This window comes from Curtobacterium subtropicum (genome assembly GCF_030362975.1).
GTDB classification, from domain to species: domain Bacteria; phylum Actinomycetota; class Actinomycetes; order Actinomycetales; family Microbacteriaceae; genus Curtobacterium; species Curtobacterium subtropicum.
The window spans coordinates 137735-155393 of record NZ_JAUCMM010000003.1 but is presented as its reverse complement, the minus strand read 5'-3'; the positions used below and the strand labels follow the sequence as shown (position 1 = coordinate 155393).

The window sequence follows — 17659 nt, the reverse complement described above, 5'->3', positions numbered from 1 at the left end:
CGGCGACGGCATCGCCCCACGCACCGCCGCGCGGGACGAGGACGACCGGGGGCCGTGCCTCGTCCGCGACGCGAGCGGTGTCGTCCGTGGTGACCGCCTACGCCGTGGTGGTCGTGGAGCCGTCGTCCGCCGGCTGCTCGGCCGCGGGGGTGGCGAGACCGGGTCCGGCGGAGTGGTCGCCCTCGGCCGGGGCCGCGGACACCGACGAGGCCAGGTCCGCCAGCTCGGCGGCACCGTTCTCGAGGAGCTCGGCGGCGACGCGACCGGCGACCTCGAGTGCCTCGTCGAGCCGGTCCTGTGCGGAGCCGTCGAGGTGCGCCGCGTGCGACGCCGTGCGGTACTCGGAGCCGTCCGGGCGGTAGACCGTCGCGGACACGAGCAGGAGCTCGGCGTCGACGACCGCGGTGGCACCGATCGGTGCGGAGCAACCCGCCTCGAGCTTCGCGAGGACCTCGCGCTCGGCGGTCACCGTCAGGCGCGTCGGCGCGTGGTCGAGCTTGCGGAGCGCGGCGAGCAGGTTCCGGTCCGTCTCGTCCGCTCGGATCTCGACCGCGAGCGCGCCCTGGCCGGGAGCACTCGGCCAGAAACCGAGGTCGAGGAGCTCGGTCGCCGCGTTCAGCCGGTCGATGCGACCGAGGCCGGCGGCGGCCAGCACCACCGCATCGAGGTCGTCGTCCACGCGCCCGAGGCGGGTGTCGATGTTGCCGCGGATGTCGATCACGTCGAGGTCGGGACGCTTCGCCTTGAGCTGCGCGACCCGGCGGGGCGAGCCCGTGCCGACCTTCGCGCCCTCGGGCAGGGTGTCCACCGTCGCGCCGTTCCGCGCGACGAGGACGTCACGGGCGTCGGCACGCTTCGGCACCGACGCGATCGTGAGTCCCTCGTACGGAGCGGTCGGCAGGTCCTTCAGCGAGTGCACGAGCACGTCGACCTCACCCGCGACCAGGGCCTCGCGCAGGGCACTGGCGAAGACACCCGTTCCACCGAGGCTCGCGAGCGACGCACGGTTCGTGTCACCCTCGCTCGTCACGGTGACGAGCTCGACGGGGCGACCCGCGGCCTTCGCCAGGCGGTCGGCGACGTCCTGCGACTGCGCGACCGCGAGCCGGCTGGCACGGGTGCCGAGCCGGATCGGGGCCCGACCGTCGGAGGCCGTCGCGCTGTGGCCGTCCGTCACGGAGCGACCCCGGCCGCGGCCGGCTTGAACCCGGCACGCACGTTCTCGCAGCAGCCCGGTCGGCACACGTCGTACCAGGGACCGATGTCGGTCAGGTGCGGACGCTCGCTCTTCGACAGGCCGTTGACGCGCTCGAGCACCAGGTCGACGAGCCCTGCGACGTACGCCGGGTCGACGCCGGGGGTCTGCGTGCGGAGCGACCAGAAGCCGAGCTCACCCGCGGTCTCGGTGGCCTCTTCGTCGAGGTCCCACATGACCTCCATGTGGTCGCTCACGAAGCCGAGCGGCACGATGAGCACCGCGCGGGTCGGGCCGCCCTTCAGCTCCTCGTTCATGTAGTCGTTGATGTCCGGCTCGAGCCACGGCTGCGTCGGGGGGCCCGAGCGCGACTGGTAGACGAGCTTCCACGCGGGCTTCGACGTGCCCTGCAGGTGCGCGAACTCCGGCTGCTCGAGCAGCTCGGTCCACGCCTGCTCGAGGACGACCTCGCCGACGGCCAGGTGCTGGGCCTCGTACGCGCCGTGCTCGTCGAAGCCGCGGTAGTCCGGGCCCGACTTCGCCGCGTCGGTGGACGGGATCGAGTGCGTCGAGAACAGGATGTGGAGCTCGGTCGCGACGTCGAGGCCCTCGTTCTCGCGGATCGCGCGGGCCATGCCGTCACGGACACCGTCGACGAACGGGCGCACGAAGCCCGGGTGGTCGAAGAACTGGCGGACCTTGTCGACCTGGATCGTGTCGATCAGGCCGGTCTCAGTGAGCACGCGGGCGTAGTCCTCGCGGTACTGCCGGCAGCTCGAGAACGACGAGTAGGCGCTCGTCGCGATGGCGATGAGCTTGGTGTAGCCCTTGTCGGCGGCCTCGGTGAAGGCCTCTTCGAGGTAGGGCGCCCAGTTCCGGTTGCCCCAGAGCACCGGCATGTCGATGCCGCGCTTCGCGAGTTCGCCCTCGAGCGCCGCCTTGAGCGCGCGGTTCTGGGCGTTGATCGGGCTCACGCCGCCGAAGTGGCGGTAGTGGTGCGCCACCTCTTCCAGGCGCTCGTCCGGGATGCCGCGGCCGCGGGTGACGTTGCGGAGGAAGGGGATGACGTCGTCCTGGCCCTCGGGACCGCCGAAGCCGGCGAGCAGGATCGCGTCGTACGCGGTCGGGACCTCGACGTGCTCGGGGCCGTCGACGGCCGCGGGCGTCGCGGCGAGGACCTTCCCGTTGGTGATCTGGCTGGTGTCGGTCACGACAGCACCTCCGGCAGTTCGGCGGTCGTCACCCGACGACCGGTGAAGAAGGGGACCTCCTCGCGCACGTGCAGGCGCGCCTCGGTGTAGCGCAGGTCGCGCATGAGGTCGACGAGGTCGACGAGCTCGGGGCTCTCGAGGGGCAGGATCCACTCGTAGTCGCTCAGGGCGAAGGTCGCGATGGTGTTCGTCAGCACGCGGCGGTACTTCGCGCCGGCGATGCCGTGGTCGCGGAGCATCTTCGAGCGCTCCTCCTCCGGCAGGAGGTACCACTCGAACGACCGGACGAACGGGTACACCGTGATCCAGGCCTCGGGGTCCTTGCCGCGCAGGAACGCCGGCGTGTGGCGCTTGTTGAACTCGGCCTCGCGGTGCATCGCCATCGCGTGCCACACCGGTTCGGCGTCCTGGAACAGCGCGGTGCGACGGAGGTCGCGCAGCGCGGCCTGGATCGCCTGTGCGTCGTCGCCGTGCAGCCAGATCATGACGTCGGCGTCGGCGCGGAAGCCGGAGACGTCGTAGAAGCCGCGGATCGTGACACCGGCGTCGGCCGCGCGGGCGACGGCGGCGTCGAGCTCGGCGACGGCGTCGTCACCGACGCGGTGGATCGGTCCGAGCGGACGCCGGAACACGGCCCACAGCGCGTACGCGGTGAGGAGGTTCGGGTCGATCCCGCTCGCCGGGTCGGTCTCGTGCGCCGGGCTGCCGCCGTGCGCGGGGGCGCCGACGGCGTGGTCGGGGACGTTCTCGTGCGGGGCTGCGTGCACGTCGGAGCTCATGGTTCCTCGTCTTGTCGGTTGCCTGGGTCGTGGCTGCGCGCCGCGCCCGGAGGACCACCGATCAGAGGCGGTCTACCGCCGTCGGAGCACCGCTACGACGATACTCCCGACCACCGCCACACCGGCTGCGAGGCCGGCCAGGTAAGGCACCGGCTTCTCGTCGATCCCCTGCTTGACCTTCGACGCCGCGATGCCGAGCTGCTTCGGCACGTTGAGCTTGTCCTCGATGGCGTCGAGCGTCTCGAACAGCTGCGTGCGGGTCGCCGCGACGCGGTTCGCCAGGTCGTCGTGCTGATCGGTCACAGGGGTCCTCCGGTGGGGGTGTCGGTCGTCCCGCTCAGGAGCGGGTGATCCGGTCGTGCTGGCCGGGCTTGTTGCCCAGGCCCTTCACGGCGTTGATGTCGTCCTTGACGCTGTCGATCGTGCGCTTCGGCGTGAGGGGCAGGCCCTTCTTGAAGCGCTTCCAGCCGACGAACCCGAGGATGCCGGCGACGATCAGCATGACGACGGCGAGCAGCAGCGCGGCGAGCCACGCCGGCATCACGGTCGCGAGGCCCATCACGGCGGCGGTCAGCAGCACGCCGATCGCGTAGAGCACGATGACGAGCGCGCCGATGAGGAGCCCGGCGGCGAGTCCGAAGATTTTCGCCTTGGCGATCATCTCGGCCTTCAGCAGGTCGATCTCGCCCTTGACGAGGTTCTTGACCAGCTTCGGGATGTCCCCGACCAGACCGAACAACGATCGCGACTTGCGGTCGCGGGTGTCGGTCATGAGGAGGCGGCGTCCTTCTTCTGGCTGACCTTGCGGACGACCTTCTTGGTCTGCTCACCGACGAACTCGGCCACGTCCGGGCCCTTGTCCTGGATGAACTCCTCGGCCTGGTGCACGCCCTTCTGGACGTTGCCGTTGTTCCAGATCTTGCCGCTGACGGTCTTGATCTGCTCGTACCGCGCCCGTCCGGCTCGCGATCCCAGGACGTACCCGAGTGCGGCGCCGGCGACGAACAGGAGCTTGCCTCGCATGTGCGATCCTCCGTTGTTGAGGGTGTGCGGTGGTCATGCGCCGAACGGAATACGTCCGGCGTTCGTCCACAGTAGCCCTCGGGTGCTCCCCGGTCCGCTCAGGATCCCAGGATGCGTGCAGCGGACGTCCGGGCAGCGGCGACGATGCCGGCCAGGCCACGGCCGGACGACGTCTCCCCGATCCCGACGACACCCTCGGCCAGGCCCGCAGCGGTCAGGTCGGGCCCGTACCAGCGCACCCGGGCGGCGCCCAGGACGCGGTCGGCGGTCACCGGGACGCCGAGCAGCGCGGTGGCGTCGCGGATGGCGCGGGTCCCGACAGCGTCGTCCGGGTCGACCGGGAGGCTCGTCCCCGTCTCCGTCGGTTCCGTCCCGTCGCCGTCCGGTCGCGTCGCGCCTCGGCTCGCGTCGTCGCCGTCAGGTCGCGTCGCGTAGCTCAGCCGCAGCACGTGCCGACCTTGTGCGGCCTCGGCGAGCCACGGCCACTTCACGGTTGCGTGCGTGAGCGCCTTCGCCCGGACCCCCTCGGCGTCGGGGTGCACGAGCATCCCGGTACCGCGGGGGCCGGCGTCGAGCTCCGGCTGGTCGACCACGAGCGTCACGAGCTCGATGCCCGTGCGGTCCGGCGCTGCGGTGCGGGCCGGGTCGGCGGTCGAGGCGAGGACGTGCTGGGCCGGCAGTCGCTCCCGGGTGCCGTCAGCAGCGGCGGTCTCGACGGCGAAGCGCTCGACGGCGGTCGCCCTGGTGCGGAGCCGGACGTCGACCCCGTAGGTCGTCATGTCCGCGACGAGCTCGTCGACGAGTCGGGCGATGCCGCCGCGGATGCCCTGCACTGCCGACCCCGCGGTGGCTCGGGAGCGCAGCGCGAGCACGGCGCGGGCGAGCGACCCCTCACGCTGCAGGGCCGCGCGGAGGCCGGGGGCCACGCGGTCGGGGTCGAGCTGGTCGGGGTGCGTCGAGTACACGCCGCCGGCGACCGGGACGACCAGGTCGTCGAGCACGCGCTCGCCCATGCGCTTCCGCACGAGCGCGCCGAGCGACTGCGCCCGGGCACCGACGGGCGAGGGCAGCAGCGAGTCCATCTGCGCGCGGAGCCCACCGCCCTGGCCGATCACCGCGAGGACGTCGGCGGCCATCGGGCTGCCCGGGATGCCGAGGAACCCGGTCTGCGGGATCGGGGCGGTCCGGCCGTCGCGGGTCATCAGCCACGCACCGCGCGGGTCCGGCGACACGATGTCGTTCCCCAGGCCGAGCTCGATCGCGAGCCGCTCGACGGCGTCGGTCCGGGTCGCGAAGGACTCCGCTCCCAGGTCGAGGTCGAGCCCGGCGACGGTGTGCCGGCGGATCATGCCGCCCAGGCGGTCCCCTGCCTCGACGAGCACGACGTGCGCGCCGCCCTTCGCCAGGTCACGGGCGGCGACCAGGCCGGCGACGCCACCCCCGACCACGACGACGTCGGTCACGCTGCGGCTCCCGTCCCGTCGCCCAGCCCGTGGATCAGCTCGACCACGCGGGTGAGCACGGTCGGGTCGGTCTCCGGCGGGACACCGTGCCCGAGGTTGACGACGTGCGCCCGGGCCGCGCCACCGCGACGGACGACGTCGCGCACGTGGTCCTCGAGGACCTGCCACGGGGCGGCGAGCATCGCGGGGTCGATGTTGCCCTGCACGGTGACCCCGGTGCCGACGCGGCGGACGGCATCGTCGAGGGGGACGCGCCAGTCGACCCCGACCGCGTCGACGGCGATCGTGTCGGCCGGGTCGCCCAGCGTCGTCATCTCGTGCAGGACCTCGCCGCTGCCGACACCGAAGTGGATGCGCGGGACGCCGAGGTCGGCCACGTGCGACAGCGCCGTCGCGGAGTGCGGCGCGACCGAGGCCACGTAGTCCGTGCGGGACAGCGAGCCGACCCACGAGTCGAAGAGCTGTGCGGCCGAGGCGCCGGCGGTCACCTGCGCCCGGAGGAACGCCCCCGAGACGCCGGCGGCCCAGTCGAGCAGGCGCGCCCAGGTCTCCGGGTCGCTGTGCATGAGGGTGCGGGCGCGGATGTGGTCCTTGGACGGACCACCCTCGACCAGGTACGCGGCGAGGGTGAACGGCGCTCCGGCGAACCCGATGAGCGGGGTGTCGCCGAGCTCCGCGACGGTGCGGTGCACGGCTTCGGTGATCGGCGCCAGGGCGTCCGGGTCGAGCGGAGCGAGCGCGTCCACGTCCGCCGCGGTGCGGATCGGGGAGCCGAGCACCGGGCCGCGACCGGGGACGATCTCGACGTCCACGCCCGCGAGCTTGATCGGCACGACGATGTCGCTGAAGAAGATGCCCGCGTCGACCCCGTGACGGCGGACCGGCTGCAGGGTGATCTCCGACGCCATCGCCGGGTCGAGGCACGCGTCGAGCATCGCGGTGCCGACCCGCAGCTCCCGGTACTCCGGCAGCGACCGACCGGCCTGGCGCATGAACCACACCGGCAGCGTCTCCGGCCGGTCACCGCGGAGCGCCCGGACGAGCGGCGACCCCGACGTCCTGCCGGTCACGAGCGGGTGGCTGTCGGGCAGGGCGGAGGGCACGGCGGAGGTCACCCGCCGATTCTCCCATCCGCCGCCGGGCACCGACCGCCCCCGGGCCCGGTCCCCACCCCACAGTCTGCTGTGCACGCGGAGGGCGAACAGCCGTCGCTCCGAGCGCGAGTTACGATGGAAGACGTGCTCATCTGTCTCACGGCGTCGCACCGCAACGCCAGCTTCGACCTCCTGGAGCGACTGAGCATCGGCGCACCGACCGCCGCGAGCCGTCTGGTGACGGACTCCGACGTGCTCGACGGAGCCGTCGTCCTCGCCACCTGCAACCGCTTCGAGGCCTACCTCGACATCGCGGGCGACGACCGCGACTCCGCCGTGTCGGCCACCGTCGACGCCGTCGCCACCGCCAGCGACCTCGTGCCGTCCGAGGTCCTCGACTCCGTCAGCGTGCTCGGCGGCGGGGACGTCGTGCAGCACCTGTTCGCCGTGTCGAGCGGCCTCGAGTCCGTGGTCGTCGGCGAGACCGAGATCTCCGGCCAGGTCCGCCGTGCGCTCGAGGACGCCCGCGCCAACGGGACGACCACCTCGGACCTCGAGCGGCTCTTCCAGGAGGCCGCGCACACCTCCCGCGGCGTCAAGACCCGCACCCGCATCGGCGCAGCCGGTCGGTCGCTCGTCCGACTCGGCCTCGAGCTCGCCTCGTCGCGCATCACCGACTGGGCACGGACCCGCGTGCTGCTCGTCGGCACCGGCAGCTACGCCGCCACGACCATCGCCGCCCTGCGTGACCGCGGTGCCACGACCATCCAGGTCTTCTCGCCCTCCGGTCGCGCACCGTGGTTCGCCGCGAAGCACGACCTGGTCGCCGCGACCGACCTGCGCCAGGCCATCGGCGCGAGCGACGTCGTCATCACCTGCACCTCGAGCGAGGTCCCGGTCGTCGAACCGGCCGACCTCGACGACGGCCAGCGCCGCATCGTCATCGACCTCGGACTCCCCCGCAACGTGGACCCGGACGCGGCCGACGTCGACGGTGTCGAGCTCCTCGACCTCGAGACGATCAGCATCCATGCGCCGATCGCCGAGCTGAACGCCGAGTCCGAGGCCCGGCAGATGGTCGACGACGCGGTGTCCCGCTTCCGTGCGCAGGCGCTCGAGCAGTCGACCACGCCGGCACTCGTCGCCTTCCGCAAGCACGTCTTCGACATCCTCGACGACGAGATCGACCGGGCGAAGCGTCGCGACGCGGACCCCGAGTCCGTCGAGCAGACCGAGCGGGCGCTCCGGCACCTGGTCGGCGTCCTGCTGCACCGCCCCTCGGTGCGCGCGCGTGAGCTCGGTCGCGCGGGCCGCGGCGAGGAGTTCGTCGGCGCCCTCGACGCCCTGTTCGGCGTGCACCCGGAGCCCGAGGCGGAGCTGCCGTCGCCGGTCGTGCCGCTCGCGGAGCGCACCGCGCCCGAGTGCCCCGTGTCGTCGGACCGCACCGGCGAGGCGGACGCGAGCTGAGCCTCCAGGCCGACGCCCCGACCCTGCGTGTCAGCGCGCTGCTGCTGGTGCGCGACCGGCGGGTCCTGATGGTGCGCGCCCGCGGGCGCGACGTGCTCTACCTGCCCGGCGGGAAGGCGGAGCCGCACGAGAGCGACGTGCAGGCGTCGCTGCGTGAGGCCGACGAGGAGATCGCGGTGCGGCTCACCGCTGCCGACGTCGACTTCTTCGGGACCGTCACGGAGCCGGCGCACGGGCAGGCGCCGGGGACGATGGTCTCGATGGCGCTGTTCCTGGTCCGGCCGGGAGGCACGGCGGACGCCGCCTCGCCGGTCGCCTCCGCAGAGGTGGACGAGGTGGAGTGGGTCACCTCCGCGGACGCGGGCCGGTGCCCGCCGGCGGGCGTCGAGACGTTGCGGCGGCTGGTCGCCGCAGGCCTCGTCGACTGACGGGCGTCAGCGTGCCCCGTCCCACCGTCGACAATCCGAACCGTGCCCCGTCGGCACGCGCGGTCCCAGATCACGCGCGCGGTGGCCTCGGCGATGACCAGTCACTGCGACCCTCGACATGAGGACGCATGAACCCGACTGGGTGCAGGAGCTGGTCCCGAAGCCGTACGTCAGCCGGTGCCGCGGGATCGACGCAGCCACGAGCCTCCCGGCCGTGTCGTACGAGTACGACGACACGTTCGACGTCATCCCGAGCGCGGTGGTGTCCTGCAGGACGTCACCGGACTGGCTTGGCCCTACTCGATCGATTGCCGAATGTTTTCAACATTGTCGTAACCCGTCGCCATATTGAAGACCCCACCGCTCTTCACGACCGGCAGGACAACATGCAAGCTCGCGAATGAGAGCGCAATCGCTGCAACACGATTACCAGCATGACGCATGGAAGTGGTGCGCGTCTTCAGCGTTCTTCCATCGAAGGTAGCCACGGCTTTAGGCCTCACTCCCCCTTTCCAGAGTGTGACCGCGCCTGACTCGAAGAGGAACGTCGCAGTGTAGGAACGCTTCAACGGTTCTTCGAGCCCCAGTTCCCGCTTTACTGCTGGCGTGATGATGACATTGAGCACAGTGGCGCGGGGATGAGAGGCTCGCAGCCGGGCGTCGCGCTGACGGCGAGGAATAGCAGACAGAAGACCGAAGACTATTAGCGCAAGCGGGCCCCCGACAGCGGTTGCGATATTGGTAGTAGTATCACCCTGTCCCAAAGCGGCATTCGGGAGCGAGCTCAAGATCAGTATTGCGTACCCGAATGGCAAAGCAATAAGCCCTGCCCCGTATGGTGCTAGATTACCGGGTCGCTCGTTATCGTCACCCATGTCTCTTCTTTCCCTTCGCCTCCGGGAGCAGCAGATTTCGCTGAAGGATCAGCCCGGCCCGCGCGTCGACGACGCCGCCCGAACAATCGCCCGTTGTCGGGCAGCGGCAATCTCGACGCGATTCTCGAATGGAGGATCATCAGCCTCACGAAGAGTCAATCCGGTTTTGACATCAACTATTCGGACCTTACGCGGATTGTATAATCCCGTGGCATATCCATTTGCCTCTTCGCGTTTCGCTAGGCTGAAGCAGCGCAAGTAGAACCAAGTCGTAGCCAAGCCGCAAGGTATGATGCTTACATAGACACTTATAGTTGCGGCATTCCAGAGCGAATCCCGAACTTCTGTCGACAGGTCTTCATTTCGAGAGAACTGCCAAAGCAATGCAGCCAGCAGAGCGAAGAACAGCATTGCCCCTCCGGCTATGGCAAGGCATTCTGATGCCCGAACCGCAGATGGCCTAACGGCGTCTCGCATAGCTCCCTCGTCCGCGGACGTTCTTCACCGCTCCGTAATGAGATGCGGCGATGTTCGAAACCGTATCTATGTTGTGAACCGTTCGCAGGGACATCTTTCCCACCCGAATCATTCCTCTTGCAACTTTGCCGATCCCACCGAAAGCTAAACCTACGGCACTTGTCATACAGCCGGCATTGGCGCCGTGTCGACAGTCGCTCATCGAAACTCTGCGTCATTCCTACTCGCGTTCTAAGAACCCCGTCGGCCCGTTGTGCGCAATGCTGCGACCTAGTTCAAGATGCTCCAGATTCTCGGCAGCGTAGGTGTCCCCCCTTGCCTGCCCACTCTTGAACGCCGCGCGAGCACCCTCAATATCATCGAACTGCTTGAGTAGCAGATTGCCGAGAGGGACGGCCGCCTCGACATTGGTGTCCAGCAGGCTTTCAAGTGTCAATCGAGCGAGCAGGAATCGGCCTTGATCAGCCCAAAGCCTGCAAAGCGTAGGGGCAGCGCTTGGGTAGAGAGCAAATCCGCGCACCAGCAAGCTCTCCGTAAACTCGTCGCGGTAACCCTGGTCGAATCTCCAGACCCCGATAACTCCGGCCGCCTCCACCTGCATGGTGGGGTCGTCCGAATCGACGACGATATTCATCAAACGCATCGCCTCATCGTCATTCTTGTCTAGTTTCTCCATCCAAGCCAAAGCATAAGCGCACTTCGGATCGCCGCCTGCAATTCCCTCCGTGTATGCATCTTTGGCAGCAACAAGATCACCACGATCCTCCAGTGCCGACCCTAAGTTGTAGAAGGCCTCGGTCACACCAGCCTTGCCGGCACGCGCCCACCAGATAAGAGCCTTCTTCGTTTTGCCAGAGACTTTGAACAGGTTTCCCAGATTGAATGCCGCATCGGAGTCTCTCAACTCCGCGGCCGCGCGAAATACTGTTTCTGCATCCGCAACGTTCCCGGAATCGAAGAGGGCGTTCCCCAGGTTGAATAGCTTATTTGTTCTCATCGAGCGCCTCCCCGGCCTCTCTTGCTTCTAGCCTGTTCCTGCTCTAACTGCTGCTGCCGTTTCTGACGGGGATTCTTCGTGTTCGGATTGTCGGGAACTTTCCGAACGCCGCCGTGATTACCATGGTCGTGCGTTTGACTGTCATTGCCGCCACGGTGACCCTTCCGATTCTTCTGATTCAACTGCGAAGTGTCGCCTTTTTTCTCTTTTCGCGTTGGTCTGACCTTTGGCGCCGCATCAGCGTCGTCGTTACGCTTCTTCGCCTTGTTATACATCTTGTAGGCGTACCCAGCCGCCATGCCAACCAGAATGCCAACAAGAAGGGCCGCAGCGATCCATCCGAAAGGGTTCCAGAAGTCTGCTCCTGCGAATGCTGCGAGACCAAGCAGCGCCACAGCAAATTCACCTGATAGATCATATGCGTTGACGGGGTCGTTGACGTAGGCATACGCGTTGTCGGTGCCGCCTTCGACGGGGTCGACCTGCAGGAACCGTCCGAGGGCTGCGACGTACTGTCGGGCACCCATCTCGATCGTGGCGATCGTGCCGAGGTGTTCGCTGAGCTTCTGGTGCTGCCCGAGCCATCCGTAGTCCGCGTTCCCTTGCTGCGTTTCGGGGCCGGACTGGTTCGCCGTCGCCGTGCCGAACAGGCCGGTGGCCTGGTCCATGACCTGACCGAACGGGTCGTACACCGGCAACACTTGGGACGCGAGCTGCCCCGTGGCGTCAGCCGTGGCGACGATGTCGCCGTGGATGTTCGGGTACGACCACAGCGCCGACGAACCTCGGAGTTCCGCCGTCACACCGCCCGGCAGCGGCAGGTCCCACTCGGTGAGCTTGCTCGCGCCGTCGTAGACGAAGACCGGAGAGTCCCCATCACCGGTGAACCTGTAACGGGTCACCGTCTTGGACCCGTCCGGGGTCTGCTCGGTGCGCTGTACGATTCACCGAACACCTCCAGCGCGATAGTTGCAACTGCGGGCGCTGTATCAGCGCGGGAGCGCTCTGTGTCGACAACGACCTCAGGCTTCGCACCACAATTCTTCAACTACCGCCCGAGCAGGTCGGTTGTGGTGGTGATCGTCGGCCCGTTCGGGGAGCCTGCCACACTGCTCTCGGACACCGCGGTGGTGAGCCCGTCCGCGGAGTACGCCATCATCGCGGTGCTGCTGGGCTGCCCGTTGAACGCCTGCGCGGTTCGGCGCTCAGGTAGCCGAATAGTGCGAGGCATGTAGGAGCTGCGGGCAGCAATGTGAGCGAATCACGTGAGCCCCTGGGTCGGTCGATGATCCAGCGAGGGCGCTCGCAAGTAGTGCGAAACCACCGACCGCCGTTCCCACTGACCACGCCAGGAAAGAGAAAAAGCTGCGGTTGGGCGTTCATTGTCCGTTCTTGCATCGTCGCTCGGCGGCCGTCCGCGCGCGCTTCAGATCCGCGGATGTTTCCAACGGGGGGTCTCCCGCCCTACGGAGAGTCATCCCAGTCCTCGGGTCGATGACCTCGACGGGGTCGGTTGACCACAGGACGGTTGTGTATCCGGCCTGGTGTTCGCGCCGCACGAGGACGTGCAGTCGCCAATACAGGTAGCAAGTCACCAGACCCGTGACCACCTCTAGCGTCAACGATATCCAGGCGACTGCTTCGGCTGTCGCTTTCCAAGCCGATGCGTCCGGCAGTCGATACGACCACGTACCAACCAACGCGAACAAACCTGTCGAGACCAGTAGCAACCCAAGGCTCCAGAGGACTCGTCGGCCGGTCCGCCAAGCACTACCGCCTTCTAGCTCGCGCATAACCACCCCAAGACGTGATGCTACCGACCGCACCGTAGTGGAAAACTCCGATACTGATGATTCTGTCCGCCAGAACCGCCGCTGATTCTTTCACTATTTGGAGCCTGGAAAGACCTTTTCCGATCGGGCCAGCGGCGCTGACTCCGGTCATGATGGCTGACGCGACACAACTGGCATTCACTCCAGTGATAATGCATCCTAGCAGCGTCCCCGCGACTCCAGTTATGAAGGATCCTGCAGTGAGAACCGCGCCAAGCGGTCCAGGGAAGAAGAAGGACGCGAAACCAATCACAGCTGAAAGGGTATTCGCAATATTGGACAGCAGAGTTAAAGTCCGCTTCGTCTTCGCGGAGATCGGTGCTGGGCGCGCCCGCTTCGACGCTACCCGATGCTTCGATCCGCACTGCTTCGAGATGCATCGAGTGCCCGTGAGATCAAACGCGTTGACCGGGTCGTTGACGTAGGCGTACGCGTTGTCGGTGCCACCTTCGACGGGGTCGACTTGCAGGAACCGTCCGAGGGCTGCGACGTACTGGCGGGCGCCCATCTCGATCGTGGCGATCGAGCCGAGGTGCTCGCTGAGCTTCTGGTGCTGCCCGAGCCACCCGTAGTCCGCGTTGCCCTGCTGCGTGTCCGGCCCGGCCTGGTTCGCCGCTGCCGTGCCGAACAGGCCCGTGGTCTGGTCCATGACCTGACCGAACGGGTCGTACACCGGCAACACCTGGGACGCGAGCTGTCCCGTGGCATCGGCGGTGGCGATGATGTCGCCGTGGATGTTCGGGTACGACCACACCGCGCTCGAGCCACGCAGCTCCGCCGTCACCCCGCCCGGCAGCGGCAGGTCCCACTCGGTGAGCTTGCTGGCCCCGTCGTAGACGAAGTCCGGGGTGTCCCCGTCACCGGTGAACCCGTACCGGGTCACCGTCTTCGACCCGTCCGGGGTCTGCTCGGTGCGTTGCACGATCCGGTTCGACGCGTCCCGCACGTACGACACCGTCGACCCGTCCGCCAGGGCCGTCTGCACGTGCCGGTCCTGCCCGTCGTACACGAGGCTCTCGTCCGCGAGGGTGGTCGTGTTCCCGTGCGCGTCGTACACCAGCTGCGACCCGATCAGGGACTGGTTCACCGGCGTTGCGCCGGCAACTGGGTTCGTCACCGTGGTGCCGATCAGCCGGTCCGCAGCGTCGAAGCAGGACGCGACCTGCGTCGCCGACCCGAGCGCGTTCCCGGCAGCGTCCAGGAGCTGGTCCGACGAGGACGTCCGGTTCCCGTTCCGCCCGGCCGCAGCAATCGCACCCGACTGTGCACAGCTTGCGGTGCCGAACCCGTACGTCAACCGGTGCCGCGGGATCGACGCAGCCACGAGCCTCCCGGCCGTGTCGTAGGAGTACGACGACACGTTCGACGTCGCCCCGAGCGCGGTGGTGTCCTGCAGGACGTCACCGGACTGCGACCGGACCACCTGGTCGGTGACCTGCGGCTGCCCGTTCGGGAACGACCACGCCAACCCCGTCAGCGCACCAGCACCGTCCTTCGTCACCGCCACCGAGGTGCCGTTGCCAGCGTTCCCGGCACCTGCCGGGTACGCCACCGACGTGACCTCACCCTGCTGGTACGTCGGGACCGCGACGACCTTGCCGTCGACGGTGAACTGCGTCACCTTCGAGTCCACGTCGTACGACTGACCCGTCGTGTGCTGCACACCGTCCGCGGTCACCGCCAGCGACGAGGTGACCCGGCCCGCCTGGTCGTAGGACGTGGTGGTCGTGGTGCCCCACACGTCGACGTACTTGACGGTCCGGCCGAGCAGGTCGGTCGTGGTGGTCGTCGTCGATCCGTTCGGGGACCCCGGCACCGCACCGTCAGCCACCGCGGTGGTGAGCCCGTCCGCGGAGTACGCGGTCGTCGCGGTGCTGCTGGGCTGCCCGTTGAACGCCGCCGTGACCGTCTTCACCGCGCGGCCGCGGGTGTCGAAGGTCACGCACGACCAGTCCGCGTCGCCGGAGGTCTTGGTCCCGGCGGTGCGACCCCACACGTCGTACAGGTACGACGTCACGACGGCGCTGCCCGTCGCGGGCGTGGGTCCGGTGGTCGACTTGAGCATCCCGTTCTGCGGGGTGGACACGTCCACGCCGCAGATCTGCCCGTCGGTGGTGCCGTAGGCGTCCTTGATCGTCTGCGACGCACCGAAGTACGCGTTCGTCGACGCGGCCGCCGCCTGCGCGGGCAGGGTGCGGGTCAGGGAGCGGAGGTAGCCGGCGCCGGGAGCCTCGGTGGTGGTCGAGGTCTTCAGGGCCAGCCCGGCCGGGTCGACGGTGGTGCCGTCGACCGTGCCGTACCAGGGCCGTGAGTACGTCGTGGCCGTGGTGATCGGGCTGATCTGGTTCGCCTGCGCCCCCGAGGGCACCGAGTCCGCCGTCGTCGACGACGTGCCGAGGTTGTACGCCGGCGACAGCATCGACGCGGGCACCACGTCGGCGGCCGTGTACCCGGCCGGGACGGCACCGGTCGTCATCGCCGACGCGAGCCGGGCGGTGCCGACCTGCTGCAGGTAGTTGAGCCTGATCCGCAGGCTCTGCCCCGCGACGACCGTGAACGGCTTCGTCGCGGCAGCGATGTGCGGGGCGCCGCCGTTCCAGTCGTTGATGACGAGCTGGTCGTTGACCCACAGTTTCGTGCCGTCGTCGGCCCACGTGTAGAAGCGGTACGTGCCGGCGGTCGGGAAGGTGATCAGGCCCGTGAAGGACGCCGTCCACTTCGCACCGCTCGACCCGCCGACGACAGTGCCGGTGGGTGACGTCAGCGGGCTGACCGCGTTGCTCCCCGTCGACCAGTCGTAGTTGACGGCGCCGTCGGTCTGTCCACCGGTCCCGCCGGGTGCCGCCGGGATCCCGAGCGTCATCGCCGCCGGAGCACCGGAGAGCGTCTGGTTGTTGTACCAGGACGCGGCGAGCCCACGGAGGTTGCCGTCGATGGTCGTCGTGGTCTGCGCCACCGGGGTGCCGGTCCCGGCGCAGACGCCACCCGTGGGCAGCGGCCCGTTGGTGTTCTGGATCGCGGTCGCGGGCTGCACCGGTCCGAAGCAGGACGTCGGTGCGGGCCCGTAGGAGGCCACTGCGCGGTCCTGCTGGTCGTACACCGTGCTCGACTCACGACCCTGCGGGTCGATCGACGCGAGCTGGTTGTCGCGGCTGTTCCACACCGTGGTGCTCGTCAGTCCCGACGCGGACGTCGCCGACGTCTGCCGCAGCGCCGCATCCGTCGTCACCGTCGACGCGTGCCCGTTGGGCACCGTGATCCCCGCGACGTCGACCGAGCTGGTGCGGTTCCCGCTCGCATCCGCGGCGCCGTAGCCGTACGTCTTCTGCGGACGGGAGGCACTGCTCACCCCGTCGGGGGCGGGGAGCGTGACCGAGACGGCTCGGTCCGTTCCGTCGTAGCGGATGTCGGTCGTCACCGGTCCCCGCCTCCGCATGGGACTCCCCTACTGCTCCGACCGGTTCGACACCGGCCCTGCTCCGCTCCCCTGGGAGCACGAAGACTGAGCGTAGGAACAGCGACACCCAGCCGGACCATCGGTTCTGCCCCCCGTTCGGGGACGATGAGACGACCGGGGTACGGGCACGATCGGCCGCGCTGCGTGGACACGCCGACGAGCGAGAACCACTTCCGGCGTGGAACCGCTTCCGGGGTACGGCGTACAGGTGAGGCTTCACACAGGAAGCCGCCCCTCAGTGGGGAGTGGGCGACGCCGGTCAGTTCGAACCGGAGTCACCCCGTGCCTCACTCGTCCTTGTCGACGTAGTGGCCGGTCTCGCCGGTCGGGGTCGGCTCGGCCTCGCCGGGGATGTCTGACTCGACGTACTCGCCCTCGTCCGCGCCGCCAGCACCCTGGGGCCGCGCCTCACCGGGGATGTCGCTGGAGACGAACTCACCGGCGGGCTCGTGCGACTCGACTCGGTGCTCGCCGGGGATCTCGCTGTCCGTGAAGGCTCCGGCGCGGGTGTCGACGCCGTCCGCTCGTCCCTCGTCGCCGCGAGCCTGCTCGTGCTTGCCTGCCATGTTCCGACCTCCGTCGCTCGTGTTCCTGGCTGTGACGCGAGTGTGCCCGTGACGACTGGACGCCGCCCGAGTCCAGAGAGTGGGGCCGGGTGTTGCGTCGAGGCATGCACCGCAGCACCCGCACACCCATCGTCCTCGCGAGCACCGGGGTCGTGCTCGCCCTCGCGCTCACCGGCTGTTCGTCGAGCGGCTCGGACACGGCGCCGACCGCCACCGAGACTGTGACGGCGACCCCGTCTGCTGGGTCGCCCTCGTCCATCGCGTCCTCGACGCCGTCCTCCTCGACCGCAGCCTCCGGGACCGGTGGCTCGGCGAGCGGCGGATCTGCGGGCGGCGGGACCGGCAGCGACGGCGGTCGGTGTGCCACCGGGTCGCTCACGGGCAGCATCGAGTCCGGCAGCGGTGGCGCTGCCGGCAGCACGTACGTTCACCTCGCGCTCCGCAACACCGGCTCCACGACCTGCACGCTGCAGGGGTGGCCCGGGGTCTCGTTCGTCGGCGGCGGCTCGGGTGAGCAGATCGGGGCGGCGGCCACCCGCGACGAGGCATCGGCGCACCCGACCGTGACGCTCGCACCCGGCGCAGTCGCCGTCGCGCCGCTGAAGATCACCCAGGCGGAGAACTACCCGACAGCGAAGTGCGACCCGGTGGCCGCCGACGGCTTCCGCGTGTACCCGCCCGGGTCGACCGAATCGCTGTTCGTGCGGGACTCCGGGGTCACCGCGTGCCGGTCGACCGATGCGGGTCTGCTGAACGTGCAGGGGCTCGTGCCCGAGGGCCAGGCCGCGGACTGAG

The 17659-nt window shown here is 69.0% G+C and carries 16 protein-coding genes; 3 read left to right on the top strand and 13 right to left on the bottom strand.

Translation table 11 applies throughout. The features are described from left to right. Window positions 1-97: 97 nt before the first annotated feature. The 8 genes from hemC to hemE form a co-directional block, all read right to left on the bottom strand. On the bottom strand, window positions 98-1177 hold the full coding sequence (hemC, locus tag QUG98_RS06030) for a hydroxymethylbilane synthase (RefSeq protein WP_137766129.1): 1080 nt from the start codon (window positions 1175-1177) through the stop codon (window positions 98-100). Continuing rightward, window positions 1174-2406, bottom strand: a complete 1233-nt coding sequence (locus tag QUG98_RS06025; RefSeq protein ID WP_289469710.1) for a ferrochelatase — start codon at window positions 2404-2406, stop codon at window positions 1174-1176. The genes hemC and QUG98_RS06025 overlap by 4 nt, the downstream gene beginning before the upstream one ends. Further along, window positions 2403-3185, bottom strand: coding sequence for a hydrogen peroxide-dependent heme synthase (gene hemQ / locus QUG98_RS06020; RefSeq protein WP_289469709.1), 783 nt, complete (start codon window positions 3183-3185; stop codon window positions 2403-2405). Before hemQ ends, QUG98_RS06025 begins: the two co-directional genes overlap by 4 nt. A gap of 72 nt (window positions 3186-3257) precedes the next feature. Next, the gene (locus QUG98_RS06015; protein WP_058729362.1) at window positions 3258-3488 is read right to left on the bottom strand and encodes a DUF3618 domain-containing protein; all 231 of its coding nucleotides are present in this window, start codon (window positions 3486-3488) and stop codon (window positions 3258-3260) included. A 34-nt stretch (window positions 3489-3522) separates the two neighbouring features. Beyond that, entirely contained in the window at window positions 3523-3957 is a 435-nt protein-coding gene (locus tag QUG98_RS06010; protein WP_289469708.1) for a phage holin family protein, read from the bottom strand. Then, a complete protein-coding gene (locus QUG98_RS06005) occupies window positions 3954-4208 on the bottom strand; it encodes a hypothetical protein (RefSeq protein WP_058729364.1) in 255 nt (84 codons plus the stop codon). Before QUG98_RS06005 ends, QUG98_RS06010 begins: the two co-directional genes overlap by 4 nt. Window positions 4209-4306: 98 nt before the next feature. After that, window positions 4307-5671 carry a protoporphyrinogen/coproporphyrinogen oxidase gene (locus tag QUG98_RS06000; RefSeq protein ID WP_289469707.1) on the bottom strand — a complete coding sequence of 455 codons (1365 nt, stop codon included), beginning with the start codon at window positions 5669-5671 and terminating at the stop codon, window positions 4307-4309. After that, window positions 5668-6786 carry a uroporphyrinogen decarboxylase gene (hemE, locus tag QUG98_RS05995; RefSeq protein ID WP_289469706.1) on the bottom strand — a complete coding sequence of 373 codons (1119 nt, stop codon included), beginning with the start codon at window positions 6784-6786 and terminating at the stop codon, window positions 5668-5670. Before hemE ends, QUG98_RS06000 begins: the two co-directional genes overlap by 4 nt. 123 nt (window positions 6787-6909) lie before the next feature. Here hemE and QUG98_RS05990 point away from each other — a divergent pair, with 123 nt between their 5' ends. Together QUG98_RS05990 and QUG98_RS05985 are read left to right on the top strand one after the other, a co-directional pair. Next, window positions 6910-8232, top strand: a complete 1323-nt coding sequence (locus QUG98_RS05990) for a glutamyl-tRNA reductase (protein ID WP_289469705.1) — start codon at window positions 6910-6912, stop codon at window positions 8230-8232. Then, window positions 8187-8660, top strand: a complete 474-nt coding sequence (locus QUG98_RS05985) for an NUDIX hydrolase (protein WP_289469704.1) — start codon at window positions 8187-8189, stop codon at window positions 8658-8660. Before QUG98_RS05990 ends, QUG98_RS05985 begins: the two co-directional genes overlap by 46 nt. Window positions 8661-8956: 296 nt before the next feature. On the opposite strand, the gene QUG98_RS05980 is transcribed toward QUG98_RS05985, so the two are convergent. The 5 genes from QUG98_RS05980 to QUG98_RS05960 form a co-directional block, all read right to left on the bottom strand. After that, window positions 8957-9535, bottom strand: coding sequence for a hypothetical protein (locus QUG98_RS05980; RefSeq protein WP_289469703.1), 579 nt, complete (start codon window positions 9533-9535; stop codon window positions 8957-8959). A gap of 697 nt (window positions 9536-10232) precedes the next feature. Beyond that, the gene (locus tag QUG98_RS05975) at window positions 10233-11009 is read right to left on the bottom strand and encodes a tetratricopeptide repeat protein (RefSeq protein ID WP_289469702.1); all 777 of its coding nucleotides are present in this window, start codon (window positions 11007-11009) and stop codon (window positions 10233-10235) included. Further along, window positions 11006-11911 carry an RHS repeat-associated core domain-containing protein gene (locus QUG98_RS05970; protein WP_289469701.1) on the bottom strand — a complete coding sequence of 302 codons (906 nt, stop codon included), beginning with the start codon at window positions 11909-11911 and terminating at the stop codon, window positions 11006-11008. The genes QUG98_RS05975 and QUG98_RS05970 overlap by 4 nt, the downstream gene beginning before the upstream one ends. An 868-nt stretch (window positions 11912-12779) precedes the next feature. Then, window positions 12780-16259 (bottom strand): PA14 domain-containing protein, encoded by a 3480-nt coding sequence (locus QUG98_RS05965; RefSeq protein ID WP_289469700.1) that lies wholly within the window; start codon window positions 16257-16259, stop codon window positions 12780-12782. A 326-nt stretch (window positions 16260-16585) separates the two neighbouring features. After that, window positions 16586-16864 (bottom strand): hypothetical protein, encoded by a 279-nt coding sequence (locus tag QUG98_RS05960; RefSeq protein WP_289469699.1) that lies wholly within the window; start codon window positions 16862-16864, stop codon window positions 16586-16588. Between the two features lie 104 nt (window positions 16865-16968). Here QUG98_RS05960 and QUG98_RS05955 point away from each other — a divergent pair, with 104 nt between their 5' ends. Then, on the top strand, window positions 16969-17658 hold the full coding sequence (locus QUG98_RS05955; protein ID WP_289469698.1) for a DUF4232 domain-containing protein: 690 nt from the start codon (window positions 16969-16971) through the stop codon (window positions 17656-17658). The last annotated feature ends 1 nt before the right edge of the window (window position 17659 follow it).

Coding starts and splice junctions, on each gene's coding strand:
- QUG98_RS05955 (WP_289469698.1), top strand. CDS start 16,969: ATGCACCGCAGCACCCGCACACCCATCGTCCTCGCGAGCACCGGGGTC.
- hemQ (WP_289469709.1), bottom strand. CDS start 3,185: ATGAGCTCCGACGTGCACGCAGCCCCGCACGAGAACGTCCCCGACCAC.
- QUG98_RS05975 (WP_289469702.1), bottom strand. CDS start 11,009: ATGAGAACAAATAAGCTATTCAACCTGGGGAACGCCCTCTTCGATTCC.
- QUG98_RS06010 (WP_289469708.1), bottom strand. CDS start 3,957: ATGACCGACACCCGCGACCGCAAGTCGCGATCGTTGTTCGGTCTGGTC.
- QUG98_RS06005 (WP_058729364.1), bottom strand. CDS start 4,208: ATGCGAGGCAAGCTCCTGTTCGTCGCCGGCGCCGCACTCGGGTACGTC.
- QUG98_RS05980 (WP_289469703.1), bottom strand. CDS start 9,535: ATGGGTGACGATAACGAGCGACCCGGTAATCTAGCACCATACGGGGCA.
- QUG98_RS05960 (WP_289469699.1), bottom strand. CDS start 16,864: ATGGCAGGCAAGCACGAGCAGGCTCGCGGCGACGAGGGACGAGCGGAC.